17 protein-coding genes and 1 pseudogene are annotated in these 17193 nt (G+C 61.3%); 7 read left to right on the top strand and 11 right to left on the bottom strand.

The features are described from left to right. Positions 1-2: 2 nt before the first annotated feature. Positions 3-429 (bottom strand): annotated as a pseudogene (locus CPY51_RS24765) (cupin domain-containing protein). Continuing rightward, positions 429-1199 (bottom strand): hydroxyacylglutathione hydrolase, encoded by a 771-nt coding sequence (gloB, locus tag CPY51_RS24760; RefSeq protein ID WP_111162876.1) that lies wholly within the window; start codon positions 1197-1199, stop codon positions 429-431. The pseudogene CPY51_RS24765 and the gene gloB overlap by 1 nt, the downstream one beginning before the upstream one ends. A gap of 54 nt (positions 1200-1253) precedes the next feature. Between gloB and CPY51_RS24755 the strand changes: the two genes are divergently transcribed. The 3 genes from CPY51_RS24755 to CPY51_RS24745 all read left to right on the top strand — a co-directional run bounded on the left by CPY51_RS24755 (position 1254) and on the right by CPY51_RS24745 (position 4183). After that, a complete protein-coding gene (locus tag CPY51_RS24755) occupies positions 1254-2045 on the top strand; it encodes a class I SAM-dependent methyltransferase (RefSeq protein ID WP_111162875.1) in 792 nt (263 codons plus the stop codon). A gap of 102 nt (positions 2046-2147) precedes the next feature. Next, positions 2148-3257: a histidinol-phosphate transaminase gene (hisC, locus tag CPY51_RS24750; RefSeq protein WP_111162874.1), complete on the top strand. Its 1110-nt coding sequence runs from the start codon at positions 2148-2150 to the stop codon at positions 3255-3257. Beyond that, the gene (locus CPY51_RS24745) at positions 3254-4183 is read left to right on the top strand and encodes a prephenate/arogenate dehydrogenase family protein (protein WP_111162873.1); all 930 of its coding nucleotides are present in this window, start codon (positions 3254-3256) and stop codon (positions 4181-4183) included. Before hisC ends, CPY51_RS24745 begins: the two co-directional genes overlap by 4 nt. 12 nt (positions 4184-4195) lie before the next feature. Here CPY51_RS24745 and CPY51_RS24740 read toward each other — a convergent pair whose 3' ends face one another. Further along, positions 4196-5215, bottom strand: a complete 1020-nt coding sequence (locus CPY51_RS24740) for a DUF2125 domain-containing protein (protein WP_111162872.1) — start codon at positions 5213-5215, stop codon at positions 4196-4198. A 50-nt stretch (positions 5216-5265) separates the two neighbouring features. On the opposite strand from CPY51_RS24740, the gene CPY51_RS24735 reads away from it, so the two are divergent. Then, the gene (locus CPY51_RS24735) at positions 5266-5799 is read left to right on the top strand and encodes a gamma-glutamylcyclotransferase (protein ID WP_244598780.1); all 534 of its coding nucleotides are present in this window, start codon (positions 5266-5268) and stop codon (positions 5797-5799) included. A 5-nt stretch (positions 5800-5804) separates the two neighbouring features. On the opposite strand, the gene CPY51_RS24730 is transcribed toward CPY51_RS24735, so the two are convergent. The 4 genes from CPY51_RS24730 to ftsE form a co-directional block, all read right to left on the bottom strand. After that, complete coding sequence (locus tag CPY51_RS24730) at positions 5805-6608, bottom strand: lysophospholipid acyltransferase family protein (protein WP_111162870.1); 804 nt, start codon at positions 6606-6608, stop codon at positions 5805-5807. A 61-nt stretch (positions 6609-6669) separates the two neighbouring features. Beyond that, positions 6670-7428 (bottom strand): YdcF family protein, encoded by a 759-nt coding sequence (locus tag CPY51_RS24725; protein ID WP_111163217.1) that lies wholly within the window; start codon positions 7426-7428, stop codon positions 6670-6672. Positions 7429-7499: 71 nt separating this feature from the next. Further along, the gene (locus CPY51_RS24720) at positions 7500-8519 is read right to left on the bottom strand and encodes a cell division protein FtsX (protein ID WP_111162869.1); all 1020 of its coding nucleotides are present in this window, start codon (positions 8517-8519) and stop codon (positions 7500-7502) included. Further along, positions 8512-9171, bottom strand: a complete 660-nt coding sequence (gene ftsE / locus CPY51_RS24715) for a cell division ATP-binding protein FtsE (RefSeq protein ID WP_111162868.1) — start codon at positions 9169-9171, stop codon at positions 8512-8514. Before ftsE ends, CPY51_RS24720 begins: the two co-directional genes overlap by 8 nt. A 150-nt stretch (positions 9172-9321) precedes the next feature. Between ftsE and CPY51_RS24710 the strand changes: the two genes are divergently transcribed. From CPY51_RS24710 to CPY51_RS24700, 3 genes are all read left to right on the top strand, one after another. Beyond that, positions 9322-10047 (top strand): hypothetical protein, encoded by a 726-nt coding sequence (locus CPY51_RS24710; protein ID WP_244598778.1) that lies wholly within the window; start codon positions 9322-9324, stop codon positions 10045-10047. 83 nt (positions 10048-10130) lie between these two features. Beyond that, positions 10131-10673, top strand: a complete 543-nt coding sequence (hpt, locus tag CPY51_RS24705) for a hypoxanthine phosphoribosyltransferase (protein WP_111162867.1) — start codon at positions 10131-10133, stop codon at positions 10671-10673. A gap of 132 nt (positions 10674-10805) precedes the next feature. Continuing rightward, positions 10806-11165, top strand: coding sequence for a response regulator (locus CPY51_RS24700; protein WP_111162866.1), 360 nt, complete (start codon positions 10806-10808; stop codon positions 11163-11165). A 16-nt stretch (positions 11166-11181) separates the two neighbouring features. On the opposite strand, the gene CPY51_RS24695 is transcribed toward CPY51_RS24700, so the two are convergent. The 4 genes from CPY51_RS24695 to argH form a co-directional block, all read right to left on the bottom strand. Beyond that, the gene (locus CPY51_RS24695; RefSeq protein ID WP_111162865.1) at positions 11182-13947 is read right to left on the bottom strand and encodes a TIGR02302 family protein; all 2766 of its coding nucleotides are present in this window, start codon (positions 13945-13947) and stop codon (positions 11182-11184) included. A gap of 260 nt (positions 13948-14207) precedes the next feature. Then, complete coding sequence (gene lysA / locus CPY51_RS24690) at positions 14208-15476, bottom strand: diaminopimelate decarboxylase (protein ID WP_111162864.1); 1269 nt, start codon at positions 15474-15476, stop codon at positions 14208-14210. Between the two features lie 13 nt (positions 15477-15489). Further along, positions 15490-15684 (bottom strand): LPS translocon maturation chaperone LptM, encoded by a 195-nt coding sequence (gene lptM / locus CPY51_RS24685; protein WP_111162863.1) that lies wholly within the window; start codon positions 15682-15684, stop codon positions 15490-15492. Between the two features lie 103 nt (positions 15685-15787). Then, positions 15788-17191, bottom strand: coding sequence for an argininosuccinate lyase (gene argH / locus CPY51_RS24680; protein WP_111162862.1), 1404 nt, complete (start codon positions 17189-17191; stop codon positions 15788-15790). Positions 17192-17193 lie beyond the last annotated feature (2 nt).

The raw sequence follows: 17193 nt of genomic DNA, 5'->3' as shown, positions 1-17193 counted from the left end.
AATTATCCGGCCAGCGGCTTCCAGCCGGGCGGGGCCATCTCGAAGCTCGAGAACTCGAAGCCCGGCGCGACAGTGCAGCCGACCAGCGTGAAATCGCCCAGCGTTTCCGCCGCCTGCCACCAGTTGGCAGGCACAATCGCCTGAGGACGTTCGCCCTTGGCGAGGTCTGTGCCGAGGATCACCGTTTCGCTTTTCACCCCGTCCTCGGAACGGTGTAGCGCAAGCGGCGCGCCTACGTAGTGATGCCAGACCTCGGCCGCGTCGTGGACGCGGTGCCAGTGCGAATGCTCGCCCGCCTGCAGCATATAGTAGATTGCGGTGGAATGGCCGCGGGCTGGCATCGGGACTATCGCGAAAAGTCTGGACGTACCAGCCGCCTTCCGGATGCGGGCGCATTGCCAGCTCGCGAATGATGTCCTCCGGCCGCATCAGAAGTTGTCCTTGCGCTTGCGGATTTCGGTGAACACCTCCTCGTTGCTGCGGCTTTCCATCAAAAGGTTGCGACGGATCGAAGGGTCTGCGGCGCGCAGGAAGGGATTAGTTTCTTTCTCCAGTGCGAGCGTGGTCGGAATGGTGAACTTGCCTTCCGCCCGCATGGTCTCGATGTCGGCGGCGCGGGATTTCAGGCGTTCATTGTCAGGGTCTATGGTCAGAGCGAAACGGGCGTTCGACAACGTGTATTCATGGCCGAAGTAGATCGCGGTTTCGTCTGGCAGCGTCGCCAGTTTCTGCAGGGAGGCCCACATGTCTGCCGCCGGGCGTTCGAACAGCCGGCCGCAACCGAGCGCAAACAGCGTGTCTGCCGAGAACAGCAGCTTGTCGTCCTCGAAGTGGTAGCAAATGTGGCCTGCGGTGTGGCCGGGCGTCTCGATGACGTTGACGGTGTGACCGCCGAATTCGAAGCTGTCGCCATCGCCAACGGCGCGATCAAGGCCGGGAATTGCCACGGCCTCGTTGATCGGCCCGATAATTTCCAGGCCAAACTGCTCCTTCAGCGCAAGATTGCCTTCGACATGGTCGGTGTGATGGTGGGTGGTGAAGATGTGAGTGATCTGCCAGCCGCGACGAGCGGCGGCCGCCAGGATCGGGGCTGCCTCCGGCGCATCGATCGAAGCGGTCAGTCCGGTTTCGGGGTCGTGGACCAGAACGCCGTAATTGTCGGTTCGGCAGCTAAAAACTTCTATTTCCAAAGGCTTCATGATCGAAAATGTCCCTATCCCTAGTCGTTAGGTCCAAATGTAGAGGCTCCGGCCTTGAAGTCCAACCGCCTCCTGATAACATTTGTCGCAATGCACGCTGATATCGTCGATCTCCGCCAGTTCTATCATTCCGAGCTCGGTCGCTTTGCGGAACAGTCCATCGCGATGGCGCTGTCGTCGCTGTGGGCGCGGCTGCCCGAGGAGAGGCTGGTCGGCCTCGGCTATTCCGTTCCCTATCTCGACCGTTTTCGGGCCGACACCGAGCGCACCTTTGCCTTCATGCCCGCCGGGCAGGGGGCGGTGAACTGGCCCATGGGGTCAGCGTCCTCGACGGCGCTGATTTTCGACGAGGAGCTGCCCCTGCCGGACTCTTCGATAGACCGCGTGCTGATGGTGCATTCGCTCGAGTTCGCCGAAAGCCCGAGGGAGACGCTGAAGGAACTCTGGCGGGTGCTGGCGCCGGGCGGGCGGCTGGTGATCGTCGTCCCGAACCGTCGTGGCGTCTGGGCGCGGATGGAGCATACGCCGTTTGGCTCCGGCAGGCCCTATTCCCGCGGACAGCTGACGGCGTTGCTGCGCGAGACCAATTTCACGCCCGGGGCGAGCGCGGAGGCGCTGTTCTTTCCGCCGTCGAAGCTGCGTGCCGTGCTCAAGCTTCGCCGCGCCTTCGAGCGTATCGGCCGCATGCTGTGGCCGGCCTTTTCCGGGGTCATCATCGTCGAGGCGCAGAAGCGGCTTTACCAGGGGCTCCCTGTCGCCGTCCGTGCATCACGCCGCGTTTTCGTCCCCGTTCTGGCGCCACGCGGGGTTCCGACCGCGCGCAAGGAGACAAGCGTCGAGCGCTGAGGCATCTCAACAGCCTCTTCCCCTCGACAAACCAGTCTTTCCGCATTAATCCCACGGGGTGTCTCAAGCCGGAATTTTCCGGCCCGTTCCAAGGTCAGTCCCATGAGCATCGAAATGAGCAAGCCTGTTCCGCGTCCCGGTATTCTCGACATTGCCGCTTATGTGCCGGGCAAGGAACATGCGCCGGGGGTGGCTCGCGTGTTCAAGCTGTCCTCGAACGAAACGCCGCTTGGCGCGAGCCCCAAGGCAATCGAGGCTTTCCGTGCGGCAGCGCAGAGCCTGGAGCGCTATCCAGATGGCCAGGCGACGGAACTGCGGCAAGCAATCGCCGGCGTCTACGGACTGAATGCGGCCAATATCCTCTGCGGCAACGGCTCGGACGAACTGCTCGGCCTGCTTTGCCACGTCTACCTGGCGCCCGGCGACGAGGCCATCATCACCGAGCACGGCTTCCTGGTCTACAAGATCCAGATCATGGGCGCGGGTGCGGCACCCGTCACGGTCAAGGAGCGTGATTGCACGGTCGACGTCGACGCGATCCTTGCTGCCGTCACCACCAGGACGAAGATGGTTTTCATCGCCAATCCGGGCAATCCGACCGGCACCTACGTCCCCGTCAGCGAAATCCGCCGGTTGCAGGCGGCGCTGCCGAAGCATGTCATTCTCGTGCTCGACGCGGCCTATGCAGAATATGTGCGGCGCAACGACTACGAGGCCGGCATCGAGCTTGTCTCGTCCAACTCGAACGTCGTGATGACGCGGACCTTCTCGAAGGTCTACGGCCTTGCGGCACTGCGTGTCGGATGGATGTTCGGCCCGGCAGAGATCGTCGATGCGCTCAATCGCCTGCGCGGGCCGTTCAACATGAATGCCCCGGCAATCGCTGCGGGCGCTGCCGCCGTCCGCGACCAGGCCTTCGTCGAGAGCGCCGTCGCACACAACCTTTTGTGGATCGACAAGCTGACGGCTGCTCTCGAAACCATCGGCCTCAAGGTTACCCCTTCGGTCGCCAATTTCGTCCTCATTCATTTCCCTGACATCGATGGTAAGCGCGCGGCAGATGCCGACGATTTCCTCACCAGCCGGGGCTATATCCTCAGAGCGGTGCGGGGCTACGGCTTTCCCAATTCATTGCGCATGAGCGTCGGCACGGAGGAGGCCAACCGCGGCTTCATCGAGACGCTCGGCGAGTTCATGGGGCGCAAGGCATGAGCAGCGTCCAGTTCGACCGGATCGCGTTGATCGGCATCGGGCTGATCGGCTCTTCGATCGCCTACGACATCAGGCGGCTCGGTCTCGCCAAGGAGATCGTCGTCAGCACGCGGAAGGCCGAAACGCTGAAACGGGCGGAAGAGCTTGGCCTCGGCGATCGCTATACGATATCGGCGGCGGATGCCGTCGAGGATGCCGATCTGGTGATTGTCTCCGTTCCGGTCGGGGCGTCGGGCAGTGTTGCAGAAGAGATTTCGACGCACATGAAGCCGGGCGCCATCGTGACCGACGTCGGCTCGACCAAGGCATCCGTCATCGCGCAGATGCAGCCGCATATTCCCGCAGGCGTGCATTTCATCCCCGGTCATCCTTTGGCCGGTACGGAGAAATCCGGTCCCGACGCCGGTTTTCCTGGGCTCTTCGAGGGCCGCTGGTGTATTTTCACGCCGCTGCCGGGCACTGATGAGACGGCGCTGAAGAAGCTGCGTCATTTCTGGGAAACCCTGGGTTCCCGCGTCGATGAAATGGACGCGGAACACCATGACAAGGTGTTGGCGATCGTGTCGCACCTTCCGCATATCATCGCGTACAACATCGTCGGGACCGCGGATGATCTCGAGACGGTGACGGAATCGGAAGTCATCAAGTACTCCGCCTCCGGCTTTCGAGATTTCACGCGTCTTGCGGCTTCCGATCCGACCATGTGGCGCGACGTCTGCCTGCACAACAGGGATGCCATCCTCGAGATGTTGGCGCGTTTTTCCGAGGATCTGGCCTCGCTGCAGCGTGCCATCCGCTGGGGAGAGGGCGACAAGATATTCGAGCTTTTCACCCGCACCCGCGCCATCCGTCGTTCGATCATCCAGGCCGGACAGGATGTCGACGCGCCCGACTTCGGACGCCACGCGCTCGACAAGAAGAACTGATTTCTCTTTTGCTCAGATCGGCGGGATCGAGCCGAGAGGGATGAAGCCGCTCAGCGTAATATTGCCGTGGTCTGCGGTGAGGTCGACGGAAACGTTGTCGCCGCCGACTGCCAGCGCCTTCAGCAGCTTGCCGGCCAGGTCGATCGTATGCTTGGCGGCGGGTATCGCCGCCTTCAGGCCATCTCGCCAAGGGCCAAGCTGGTCAATCTCCAGCTTGAACTGGCCCGACACGTAGCCTTCGTCGTCGAACGAGAACGGGCCGGTCAGCGTCATGACCCGCCCGTCGCCAATATCCGCCACGACACGGCGCAGGATGCCTGAGGTGCCGTAGAGCCCGTGCGTGCCCCGATCGCTGCCGTCGAGCAAGCCCGCCTTGCCAGTCAGCGTTATGTCGGCATTCGTGGTCAGTGTCGGCAGGGCCTGCGGAAAGTCCTTGATGACGGCGTTGGAATTCTCGATGCCGATCGAGGCCTCGAGATCATCGCCGTTCTGGCGGACGTGGATTTCGGTATGGCCGGCCGTGACGTTGACGTTCTGGCCGTTGAAGGAGGAAACGATGCCTGCCTTCAGGCCCTCGATCGTCGTCGTGCCCTGCTGAATGCCCTTGCCCTTGGTCACGAGGTTCGACTGCAGATCCGTCCATTCGGCAGACACTGCCAGGCCGTGAGCGGTACGGAATTCGGCGGGAGATTTCAGCTGCCAGGTGATATGGCCCGGCTGGTAGATCTGGGCGGAGGAGGTCAGATTGTCGAAGGAGGCAGAAATGCCGTTGACGTGGTCGTCGACCATGACCTTCGAGCAAAACATTCCGATGCTGAATGGGAAGCCGCGGAAGTCCATATCGGTGCATTCGCCTGATATCCCGGCGGAATCTCGCTGGCCGAGCGCGCGTAGCACGTTGGTCTTTAGCGCCGAGGCTGCATAGTACCAGCCGCCGGTGTAAAGCGCAGCAACGACGACGACAAGCCCAAGTCCGACCAGCAACATTCGTTTGCCGGTGCCGAAGCTGGCGCTTTGGCTTGACGCTGCCATGATGATCTCCAATGGTTGATCGCGACGCTTACACTGATTTGGCTTTGGATATGGACGAATTTTGGGTCTTTGGCTACGGATCGCTGATGTGGAATCCGGGATTTGCCTATGAGGAAAAAAGCGAGGCGCTGATCTTCGGATATCGCCGGGCACTTTGCGTTCTTTCCTGGGTTCACAGGGGAACGAAGGCAAGTCCGGGCCTGGTGCTCGGTCTCGATCGCGGTGGCGCCTGCCGCGGCACGGCATTCCGCATCGGCGAGAGCGAGAGGGACGATGTGCTCGCCTATCTCCGCGAACGCGAGCTGGTGACCAATGTCTATCTGGAGCGGCTGTTGCCCATCCGCCTTTCGGACGGGCGGCGGGTGACCGCGGTCGCCTATGTTGTCGACCGGAACCACAGGCAATATGCAGGCTCGCTCGATACTATTGCGGCGGCGCAGATCGTCAATTCGGCAAGCGGTCAGTCGGGGCCGAACGACGCCTATGTTTTCAACACTCTGGAGCATCTGAGAGAGATGGGCATCCGGGATCAATGGCTCGAGCATGTGACCGGCGAGATCGAGCGGATGCGGCAGGCCTCCTGAGCTGCTCAGGCGGTCGCTGAAGCGATCTTTGCGCCGTTGATCTCGGCCAGCCTTCGGGCCGCACTTGGCGGTATCGGAAGGTTCGGGTTGCGTGCGATGGTCTCGACGAGGAGCTCGTCGCTTGCCCTTTCAGTTTCCTCGATCAGCCGGGCGAAGAAGGCATCCGCATCCATGCCAGGCTCGATCGGTGGCAGCACGCGAACTTTGAAGTGGCCGGGATAGCGCAAGAATGTCCGCCGCGGCCAGAACAGGCCTGGATGCATGGCGACCGGCACCACGGGCACGTCGAGATCGCGATACATCCGGGCGATGCCGTATTTGTAGACCGGCTCTGCGCCGGGCGGACGGCGTGTGCCCTCGGGATAGACGATCAGCTGGCGGCCCTTTGCCAACACCTCGCGGGTGCGCTTCAAGACGTCTATCATGACCTTGCCACGAGCGCCGCGATCGACGGGGATCATCTGTTGTTTTCCGGCATACCAGCCAAACAGAGGTATCCACATCAGTTCGCGCTTGAGGATGTAGACCGGGTCGTCGAGGTAGGGGAGCAGCGCAAAGGTATCCCAGAAGGACTGATGCTTCGGCGCGAAGATGTAGCCGCCTTTTGGGATATTCTCGAGACCTTCGATCTCGAAGGTGGTGCCGACGATCTTTTCCATCAGCCAGACGCTGGAGCGCGCCCAGCTCTTCGGAATGGCATAGGCTGCCTTGCGCGGCATCAGGAAATAAATCGGCGAAAGCACGATCATCCGGATGATCAGGTTTGCGTAAAAGCAGACGTTGAACAGGATCGAGCGGACGGTAATCATAGAGGCTTCCCCGACGCCGGATGTTTGAGGCGCGTCATCGAGTGCCTACACGAAATCGCGGTCAATAAAAAGTCGGCACATGTGCTCTCGAGGGCGCCTCGAGGCCATCCTTGCTGACCGTTTCTTCCGATTCTTCGGAGCGGAGGCCTTCCGGGCGTCCGAAGCCTGTCAGGTTGCGCGCGCCGGCAAGCAGCACCTTGCCATATTCGAAAAGCATGGTGCGGAGCGCATTCGGATCGGTGAACCAATTCGTGCTCTTCAGATCGGAATTGACGACCGGGTAGGGGATGAAATCCGTATCGGGGTCGACATATTTCAGCTCCGCGATGCTGCGCGGCATATGATAATTGTTGGTGACGACCAGGACGCTCTTATAGCCCTTGGAGTGGATCCATCTGGCGGCCTCCCGGGCATTTCCGATCGTGTCGACCGCGTCGTAGCCGATGTCGACGCAGCAGGAAAACAGATTGGCGGGGCTCTGCGTCATCTTTCTGATCTGCGTTCGGGTGGTCGTCGGGTGAACGCCCGAGATCAGCAACCGGTTGCCGGCACCGGTGCGCAACAGCTCGACTGCCTGGTCGATGCGCTGGTAGCCTCCAGTGAGGACCACGATGGCATCCGCCTTGGGATCGATGGGGGGCTTCAGCGTCGTGATCGAATCGGCAAAGTGCAGGAAACCGCCAAAGACCACCGCCAGGATGAAGATCAGTGAAAAACCGCCCCAGCGCAGGACACGGCGCAGCACACTGCGACGCACAGACCCGTCGGGATGAAATCGCTCCCTTATGGTCTCCCACTGTGAGGTTTTGCGCGTCGTCATCAGGCCCATGCTCGAATCGTCAATAATCGTAGTTTGAGGCAAGGAACAGGCTGTTTGATGGCAGGATTCGGTCAATTCGCGACACTATCACTCCTACCTGGATCGGATCTTATCGTGTCTATCTCATAGATGGTTCGCATGACTGTAAAGCGCGCGGTCACGGTGGTCAGCAGCGCGATAATTACCATGGTCGCGAAGATGCCGAAGTAGCCCAATACTCCGACCGAGAAGGTGCCGAAGAGCGCGGTCGCCTGGTCGGTCTGCGGCGTCGCAATGGTATGGCTCTGCAGGAAGCCGGCGGCGGCAAAGAACAGCGCTGCGAGCGCGCTGCCGATCGCCGAGCCCTTGAAGCTGATCTTCAGGAAATGCTTCTGGAACTCGGTGGCGACGAAGGAGCCTTCGGCGCCGACGAAATGCAGCACCTCGACGATGTGTCGGTTGCCCGAAAGCGCGCCGCGCGTGGCGAAGACCACCGTCAGGACCATCGCGGTGAAGACAAGCAGCAAGATGCCCGTGCCGATCATGACCGTCGTGTGCGCCATGGAGACGAGCCGGTCGACCCAGGTCCGATGATCGTCGAGCGAGGATTGCGGTATGGAGTCCTTCAGGAGCGACCGCATGCCTTCGAAATCTGGCGGGTGGTTCTCGTCGATGGTCACGATCACCAGGCGCGGGACGGGCAGTTCCTTCAGGTCGAGACCGGAGCCGAGCCAGGGTTCCAGCAAGCGTGCCGTCGCTGCCTCATCGACGATCTGGCCTGTCTTGGTGCCGACGAAGGTAAGTGCGATGTCGCGCGCCTGCGTCAGCGCCTTTTCCATGTCGAGGTTGTCGTCCGGCTTGATCTGGATCGTGATCTCGCGGGAAATCTGGCTTTCCCAGCTGGCCGCCGTCGAGCGGACCATGCTCACGGCGCCGAGCGTCAGGCAGGCGAGGAAGGCCATGATCGCGATGACGACAACGAGTGCATTGCCTTGGATATTCGATGACGGCACGATCGGGCCGGTCGGCCGTACACGCATTTCCGGCCGCTTTCCGGGAGTCGGGGCGGCGGGGAGAGGGCGTTGCTTCCGGGGGAGAACGGGCTCAGTCATAGATATCGAGATGCCCCCCGGAAAGGATCATGCGGCGTGCTTCGACCTGATCCATGAGGGTGAGGTCGTGTGTCGCGATGACAACTGCGGTGCCCAGGCGGTTGAGCTCGAGAAAGAGGTTCAGGAGCCTCCGTGCCATCGGTGGATCGACATTGCCGGTGGGCTCGTCGGCGAGCAGGATTTCCGGCCGGTCGATCAGCGCCCGGGCAATGGCGGCACGTTGTTTCTCGCCACCGGAGAGAACGGGCGGCAGCACGTTGATCCGCTCGCCAAGGCCAACCCATTTCAAGAGTTCGAGCACGTCGGTTCGATAGGAACTCTCGTCCTTGCCGCGGACACGCAGCGGAAGCGCCACGTTTTCATAGGTCGTCAGGTGGTCGAGAAGGCGGAAATCCTGGAAGACGATGCCGACCCGACGGCGCAGCAGCGGCAGCTCGCCGCGTGGAATGGAGGTGATGTCCCGCCCGAACATGCGGATCAGGCCGCGGGTCGGCTGCAGCGACATGAAGAGCAGGCGCAGCAACGTGGTCTTGCCGGCACCCGACGGTCCGGTCAGAAACTGGAACGATTTTTTCGGGATGTCGAAGGTCAGGTCCCGGAGAATCTCCGGGCCCATGCCATAGCGCAAACCGACGTTTTCAAAGTGAATCAACAGGCAGCCCAGTCTTCCGGGTTTTGATAAGACGAGTTGTTAACCAACAGCGTTAACAGACGGTAAATTTTGCTGAAAACGCGTGGCTCCGATGGCGGTCTTTGCGAAACATTAACCATTAAAATTTACTTCTGGGCGGGATTCGTTTCAATGCCCGGCTTTAGATCTGGCATCGAAACCATGTGGACCACCACAGAGGACGTTGTCATGGGCGCATTCCGCTACCGCCAACAGCAGACCGGACTGGTTTATGATCTGCTTCCGCCCGAGGTGCAAGCAAGTCCGCGCCCGCACAATCATTTCGAACGAAAACTCGAGGTCACCGACGCCGAATTCGTCACCGTCATCCCGACCCGCGCGAACGGATCATCGACGAAAAACGTCAACGACAATCGCCGATATCAGCGGTCGATGAAGAACGCGACCGCATCGCCCGTCGCGGAAATTGCCAGGATTTGCATTCGCGCCGGTGAATGTTGGTTGCAGCGTGCCTCCGGCCGTACCTTTGCTGCCCTCGTTGGAGCAATTTTCACGCTGGTCTTCGGGCTCTCGGGAGGCTTTTCAGGCCTGTCGGCAACTCCGGTCCCAACCCCAGTAGCGGCGGCGCTGCAGTTCAGCCACGTGACGCTGACGCCGAAAGACGCCAACGGCATGCGACTACTTGTCGTCAACGGCATCATCGAGAACAGAACGGATGCAGCCGTATCGGTGCCGCTGATCAGGGCCGACCTGGTCTCGGGCGATCGCCTGCTATCGAGCATCGTTGTGACGCCCCCGACCGGACGGCTGGATAGTGGCTCAAGTCGCGGCTTTTCGGCACGTTTGCAGCACCCTGGTGGAAAAACACCCGAAGTCCGCCTTTCCTTCCAGCCTTAGGGTGTGCCGCGTCCTCGATTGTGGTAACGGCTTCTGCTCTGTCCGGCGGAACGTCTGCCGCATATCCATGGAGCATGCCCCCGATGCCAGTCGTGCGCGGAAAGAACATCGACCCACTTTTCACCGCGGAGCAGATTGCCGAGCGCAATCGTGCGCTGGCGATTGAGATTACCAAGGGGCCGACCAAGGATCTCCTGGTCATTGCGATCCTCAAGGGTTCCTTCATCTTCGCCGCCGACCTGTTGCGTGCTCTTCACGACACCGGCCTTGCACCAGAGGTGGAGTTCATCACGTTGTCGAGCTATGGCGCGGGAACCGTCTCGCAGGGCGTGCGTATCGTCAAGGACATCGACAGCGACGTGAAGGACCGCGATGTCCTGCTGATCGACGACATCCTCGAATCCGGGCGGACGCTGCGCTTTGCCAAGGAATTGCTCTATGAGCGCGGCGCGCGCAATGTGACGCTGGCGGTGCTGCTCGACAAGCGGGTGAAGCGGCAGGAAAATATCGAGGCGGACTATGTCGGCTTCGAATGCCCTGATTATTTTGTGGTCGGCTACGGAATGGACGTGGCCTACGCCTTCCGGGAGCTTCCCTTCGTCGGCATCGTCACCGGCGACGCCTGACGCCGGCCTTCATGTCCAGATCAGAGACATCTTTTTAACCACTAGTGCAGATGAACGCAGCTGTTTACCTGTCGCTAGGGAAAATCTGTGATTTCTCCTTTCAGGACATGATGCCTGGACGGAGCGATGAGCATGGCAAGAATTCTGATCACCGAAGACGAGGATTCGCTTCGGATGTTCGTAGCCCGTGCCCTGCGGCTGGATGGCCATGAGACCGAAGAGGCGGCCGATGGCGCCGAGGGCCTCGAAAAGCTCAAGTCGGGTCGCTATGACTTGCTGCTGTCTGATATCCGCATGCCTGTCATGGACGGTATCGAGCTCGCGCATCAGGCAGCGTCGGGTTGGCCCGATCTGAAGATTCTCTTGATGACCGGCTATGCCGAACAGCGCGAACGTGCCGACGACCTGATGGAAAAGATCGTCGATGTCGTATCCAAGCCGTTTGCGCTGCCGGATATCCGCAAGGCCGTCGCGCGGGCCCTCGTCGGCTGATCCCAAATCTCAAGTGCTACTGAATGTCGAGGAGGCGTTCCAGGTAGCGCCGCTCTTCTTCCATCGTCGGGTTGTTGCCCAACCGCTGGCGAATGGCGTCAAGGATTTCCCGTGCCCGCTGCACGTCGATCTCGTCGGGAATCTTGGGGCCGCCGTTGTCGCCAAGGCCGCCGTCATTTCGCAGCGCACGACCGAGGGGATCCCGGCCGCCCTGGTTTCCCTGCCCTTGTCCCTGACCCTTGCCGCCCTGCTGGCCGACACCCTGCTGTTGCTGGGCCTGCATCATCTGGGTCAGCATATCGCGAGCGCCTTGACGTAGCTGCTCCAGTGCGCGGCTCTGGCCCTGGACTGCGGGCTCGCCGTGCCCCTGGCCAAGCTCGCCGGCAGCACCCTGCATTTCCCGCTGAGCCTGGCCGAAACCCGGTCCCGGTTTGACGCCAAGGCCGTTCAGCCCCTTCTGGAGTTCGCCGAGCTGCTTGCCCAGTTCATCCTGTTGCTTGCGAAGCTGCTTCAGGGCTTCGCGCAACTCGTCTACCGTCTTGCCGTCCTCCGAAGATTGACCTTGCTGCTGGCCTGGTTGTTGCTGGCCATCCTGTTGCTGGCCTTGCTGCTGCTGGCCCTGCGGCGATTGTTGCGGCTGGCCGTCCGGACCCGGCATCGGCTGGTCGAGCGGATCGCCGTCTTCGTTTGGATCGCCGCGCTGCATGCGGTCCTTCATCGCCTGATCCAGACGGAAGGTCTGCTCCATCAGCTTCTGCTGGTCGCGGAGGATCTGACCGAGCTTGTCCATCTGCTTGCGGGCTTCGCTGTTTTCCTGGCCCTGCTGCTGACCCTGCTGCGGCTTGCCGGCCTGGAGATTGTTCATCATCCGCTGAAGTTCGGAGAGCATCTGCTGGGCCGCATCGCGATTGCCTGAGCGGGCGAGGTTCTCGATCTGGTCCATCATCCGCTCCAGATCCTGCTGGCGAAGCACATTGGCGGATTTCTGGTTCGGCTGCATCGGCGCATTCTGCATGCGCTCTGCCAGTTCCTTCATATAGTCGTTCATGGCCTTGCGCAGCTCGTCGGTCAGCTGCTTGATCTCATTGTCCGAGGCATTGCGTTGAAGCGCATCGGAAAGCTTCTTCTGGGCATCCCGCAGCTTCTTCTCGGCGTCCGAGAGCTGCCCGTCTTCCATTCCCGTTGCGATCTGCCACAGGTAGTCGGCGGTATCTTTCAGAGCCGCATCGTTATTCGCCAAGCGCATGCGCGTCAGTGCCGATTGCAGCAGCAGGTAATGCGTGAGGTTGGGTATCGTCTCGTCGGCGCGGATGGTCAGAGACTGGTTGAGGTCGATCGCCTCCGGCATCTTCCGCGTGTCGAGCGAAAAGACCTGCCGCTCCTCGGCCACGGCACCGGCGAGCGGTTCGCTGAAGTTTCGGGAAGGCAGCGTCATTTCGTGTGGCGGGCTCCGGCCGGTCTGGCCGGCGCCGTCGCGCGCGACCAGCGTAACGCGGACGCGCTTGCCCGCGAGCGGGTCCTGGCTGAGGTCGTGGCTGCCGAGCCCCTTCACGTCGCGGCGATTGCGGCGTCCGATCTCGAACTTGTAGTCCGGCAGCGGATAGAGGGGCTTTGCCTGAGGATCTATCTCGACAGGCACGATCTCCGCATGGGCTTCCTCTATGCCGTAGTCGTCCTTCGCCTTGAAGCCGATTTCCAGCGCGCCGTTGACTGTCGCGTGCGGGATGCCGTCGAAGGCGATTTCCGGCGGCTTGTCGGAAAGGACGTTGAAGGTCCACTGACGGCCGTTGACTACAAGCGCGCCACCCTTCTCGAGCTTCAGTGCGTATGTGTGGGCCACGGGGGTAGGCGCAGCAGCTCCCTCGACCGCGCCTGCCGTCGCATTTGATTCTGCATTTTTGGTTTGGATATCTGTGTTCGCCGGCGCTGCTCCGGCTGTCGTTCCGTTCTGGTTCGATGTCGCTGCAGCCTTGTCCTCCTGCAACGCGACTTCGGTACCACGCTCGCTTCCGATGCTCTGGAACACTACCTTCTCGCCGCCTTCGCCGCCGGTGATGCGCACTGTGAGATCGGAGAATTGCGGTACGTTGATAACGTCTGCAGCGGTCGCAGTGTTGCCGGTCAGATAGGTCGGGGCCTGGCCGGTGTAATAAGGCGGCGTAACCCAGGCATCGACGCGCAGGTCCGGGTTGGTATTGGTACCGGGCACATTCTGGAAGGCGTCGACGATCGAGCCGCCATTGTTCGACATGGAAAAGCTGAAGGCGGCGACGAGCAACAGTGCTGGGATCGCGCGCAGGGCGAAGCGATCGTGATTGGCGATGTCGGGGCGCGGCAGACCAGTGTCGAGCACCGCGATTCGCTCGGCCATACGGATCTGGTGTTCGCGCCATAGGGCCCTGGCGAATGACGTATCGAAGGCGGGTTCATCCTCCTGCACGGTCACCGGCTGATGCGACAGGCCATTGCGCTCTTCCAGCAATCGGTCGGCCTCTGACACATCGGGCCACCGCAGGCGACGGAACTGTGCAATCGAGGCGGCGAACGCTGCAACGAAAACGGCAAGCAATGTGACGCGTGGCAGTTCCGGCAGGATGCGGAACAACCCGAACCAGGATGCGCAGAGATAAAGGGCGATGACGGATAGCACCGGCAACAGCATCGGCAGCAGCTGTTCCGACACCAGGACCAGCCTGGCCAAGACACGTTTGACCGCAACCAGCCGCGCAAGCGTCGGCCGAGAGGCGAAAGCGCCCTTCTTGTCGTTGCTGGCGTTGGTCATCGGCCCGTTGTTCTCCGAACTGGTGTGTTTGGCCAACGCATGATCCTTAAATCGAGACCGATCGACGCAAAGGATCAGGCGCCTTCTCAGGATGCGGCGGCGAAATTATCGCCTCCGCGTCAGCCAGGAAATCGGCCATGAAGCTTGCGCAGTTCGCCCATGACACCTGGACAACGATACCATTCTTTGTGGCGAAGGCGAGGGCAAGGGTGTGGCGAGCCGATTTTTTCGATCGATTTCGCCGAATTGTGAACTGCCGTTCAGGCCAACCAGGACGGAATCGAGTCCAAGGCAATGAGGTCGTCATAGGTCTGGCGCGGGCGAACCACATGGAATTCCGAGCCATTGACGAGCACTTCGGGCACCAGCAGCCGGCTGTTGTAGGTGCCGGCCTGGACCGCGCCGTATGCGCCGCCGGAGCCGACGGCAAGAAGATCGCCCGCCTTCGGCATGCTCATCTCGCGGTCGAGCGCCAGATAGTCGCCGGTTTCACAGACTGGACCGACAACATCGGCCTTGATGCGGGGAGCGTTCGCTGCCGTGACGGTTACCGGCCTGATCTCGTGATGTGCTTCGTAGAGCGTCGGGCGGATCAGGTCATTCATTGCGGCGTCGACGACGACGAAGCTCTTCTGGCCACCGTCCTTCACATAGATGACCTCGGTCACGAGAATTCCGGCATTGCCGACGATCAGGCGGCCAGGCTCGGTGACGATCCGGCAGTTGAGGTCGCGAAGCTGGCTCTTGACGATGTGGGCATAGGCTTCGGGTGACGGCGGCGGATTGTTGTCGTCGTGATAAGGAATGCCGAGACCGCCGCCAACGTCGACGTGATGAATGTCATGGCCATCGGTTCGCAGTGCCTCGACGAGTTCCCGCAGCAGCTTGAAGGCATCCTGAAAAGGCTGCAACTCGGTGATCTGGCTGCCGATGTGCATGTCGATGCCGCTAACCGCGATACCTGGCAGTTCGGCGGCACGGGCATAGACGGCGCGGGCGCGCTCGAAGGAAATGCCGAACTTGTTTTCCTTCTTGCCCGTCGAGATCTTCGCGTGGGTGCGGGCGTCGACATCGGGGTTGATACGAAAGGAGACGGGCGCCTTTTTCCCGGCGCGAACCGCCCGCTGGTTGAGAACTTCGAGTTCGGGTTCCGATTCGACGTTGAAGCAATAAATGCCGGCTTCGAGTGCGACGTCCATCTCGGGTGCAGTCTTGCCGACGCCCGAGAACATGATGCGGTTGGCTGGAATGCCGGCGGCAAGCGCCCGGTGCAGCTCGCCGACCGAGACCACGTCGACGCCGGCGCCAAGGCGTCCGAGCGTCTTCAGGACAGCCTGATTGGAGTTGGCCTTCATTGCATAGCAGACCATCGCATCGACGTCGGCGAAGGCTTCGGAGAACACCCGGTAATGGCGTTCGAGCGTCGCGGTCGAATAGCAATAGAAGGGCGTGCCTACGGCCTTGGCGATCTCGGGAATGGAAATATCTTCGGCGTGGAGAACGCCGTCGCGGTACTGAAAGTGGTTCACGGAAGAAACCTGTTCAAAGTAGCGGATCGAGTAAGAAGGGCTTGTCGACCGTTCCCGGCTGCTTGGTCGGCTTCGACGCGTCGCCGCCCTTGGTCGCCTTGACGCTCGGCGGATCGAGATCGCCTTTGCGGCCACATCCGACGACGGCGAGGCCGACGACCGAGAGGACGACGGTCAGGCGGATGATGTGCGGCACGTTGATCTGCATCGATATCCTCTTTAAGCGACGGTAGGCGACAAGCAGTCCTTCATAGCGAAGTTTACCTGCCTTGTGCACCCTGATTGTTTGGTTCCGGCCTTTGCCTGGAACCTCAGTTGCGGGCGCGCCAGAAGGCGATCTGCTTGCGTACTTCGGAGGGTGCCGTACCACCGAAGCTCTTGCGGCTGGCAACGGAAGCCTCGACCGTCAGGACGTCGAAAATCTGAGCGGTTACCGAGGGATGCAGAGCCTGCAGTTCCTCGAGCGATAGGTCCGAGAGGTCGCAGCCCTTGCTCTCGGCAAGCGCCACCGCGTGGCCGGTTACATGATGGGCATCGCGGAAGGGAAGGCCGGCCTCGCGCACCAGCCAGTCGGCAAGATCGGTCGCCGTCGAATAGCCCGATCCGGCGGCGGCCTTCATGCGGGCAACATTGATACTGAGGTCGCGGACCATTCCAGTCATCGCGGCAACCGCGAGTTCCAGGCTCTCGGCGGCGTCGAAGACCTGTTCCTTGTCTTCCTGCATGTCCTTGGAATAGGCGAGCGGCAGGCCCTTCATGATGGTGAGCAGCGCCACCAGTGAGCCGTTGATACGGCCGGTCTTGGCGCGCACCAGCTCGGCTGCGTCAGGGTTTTTCTTCTGCGGCATGATCGAGGAGCCGGTCGAGAAGGCGTCGGAAAGGCGCACGAAGCCGAACTGCGGCGTCGACCAGATGACGATCTCTTCGGCCAGTCGCGACAGGTGCATGCCTGATATCGCAGCGATCGACAGGAATTCGATGGCGAAATCCCGGTCTGAGACGGTGTCGATCGAATTGCGGGTCGGCTCGCGGAAACCGAGTGCCTTCGCCGTCATATGACGATCGATCGGGAAGCCTGTCCCGGCCAGAGCGGCCGCTCCAATCGGCGATTCGTCCATGTGCTCGATGGCGTGGCGCACGCGCGAACGGTCGCGGCCGAACATCTCGACATAGGCCATGCAATGGTGGCCGAATGTGACGGGCTGGGCCGTCTGCAGATGCGTGAAGCCGGGCATGACGGTATCGGCATGTTCTTCGGCACGATCGAGGAAAGCGGCGATCAGGCCGCTCAACGCCTGTTCGGTTCGCTGCAGTTCTTCCTTGACCCAGAGGCGGAAATCGAGCGCGACCTGGTCGTTGCGCGAACGGGCGGTGTGCAGGCGACCGGCGGCGGGGCCGATCAGCGTCGCCAGCCGTGCCTCGATGTTCATGTGAATGTCTTCGAGCTTGCGCGAAAATTCGAAATTGCCGCTTTCGATCTCTAACAGAATCGTGTTCAGGCCGTGAACGATCTTGTCTTTGTCGTCCGCCGAAATGATGCCTTGATGGGCCAGCATGGTCGCGTGGGCGATGGAGCCGCGGATATCCTGCGCAAAGAGTTTTTTGTCGAAACCGATCGATGCATTTATCTCCTCCATGATCGCGGCGGGCCCGGACGCAAAACGGCCGCCCCACATCTGGTTGGAGGAGTTGGTGTCCTTGGTGCCGTCAGCCATGA

Origin of the sequence: Arminella tubonensis (assembly GCF_003240585.1) — a bacterium.
Taxonomy (GTDB): Bacteria; Pseudomonadota; Alphaproteobacteria; order Rhizobiales; family Rhizobiaceae; genus Rhizobium; species Rhizobium tubonense.
Note: the sequence above shows the minus strand (reverse complement) of the source record. Positions and strands in the feature narration are given on the sequence as shown.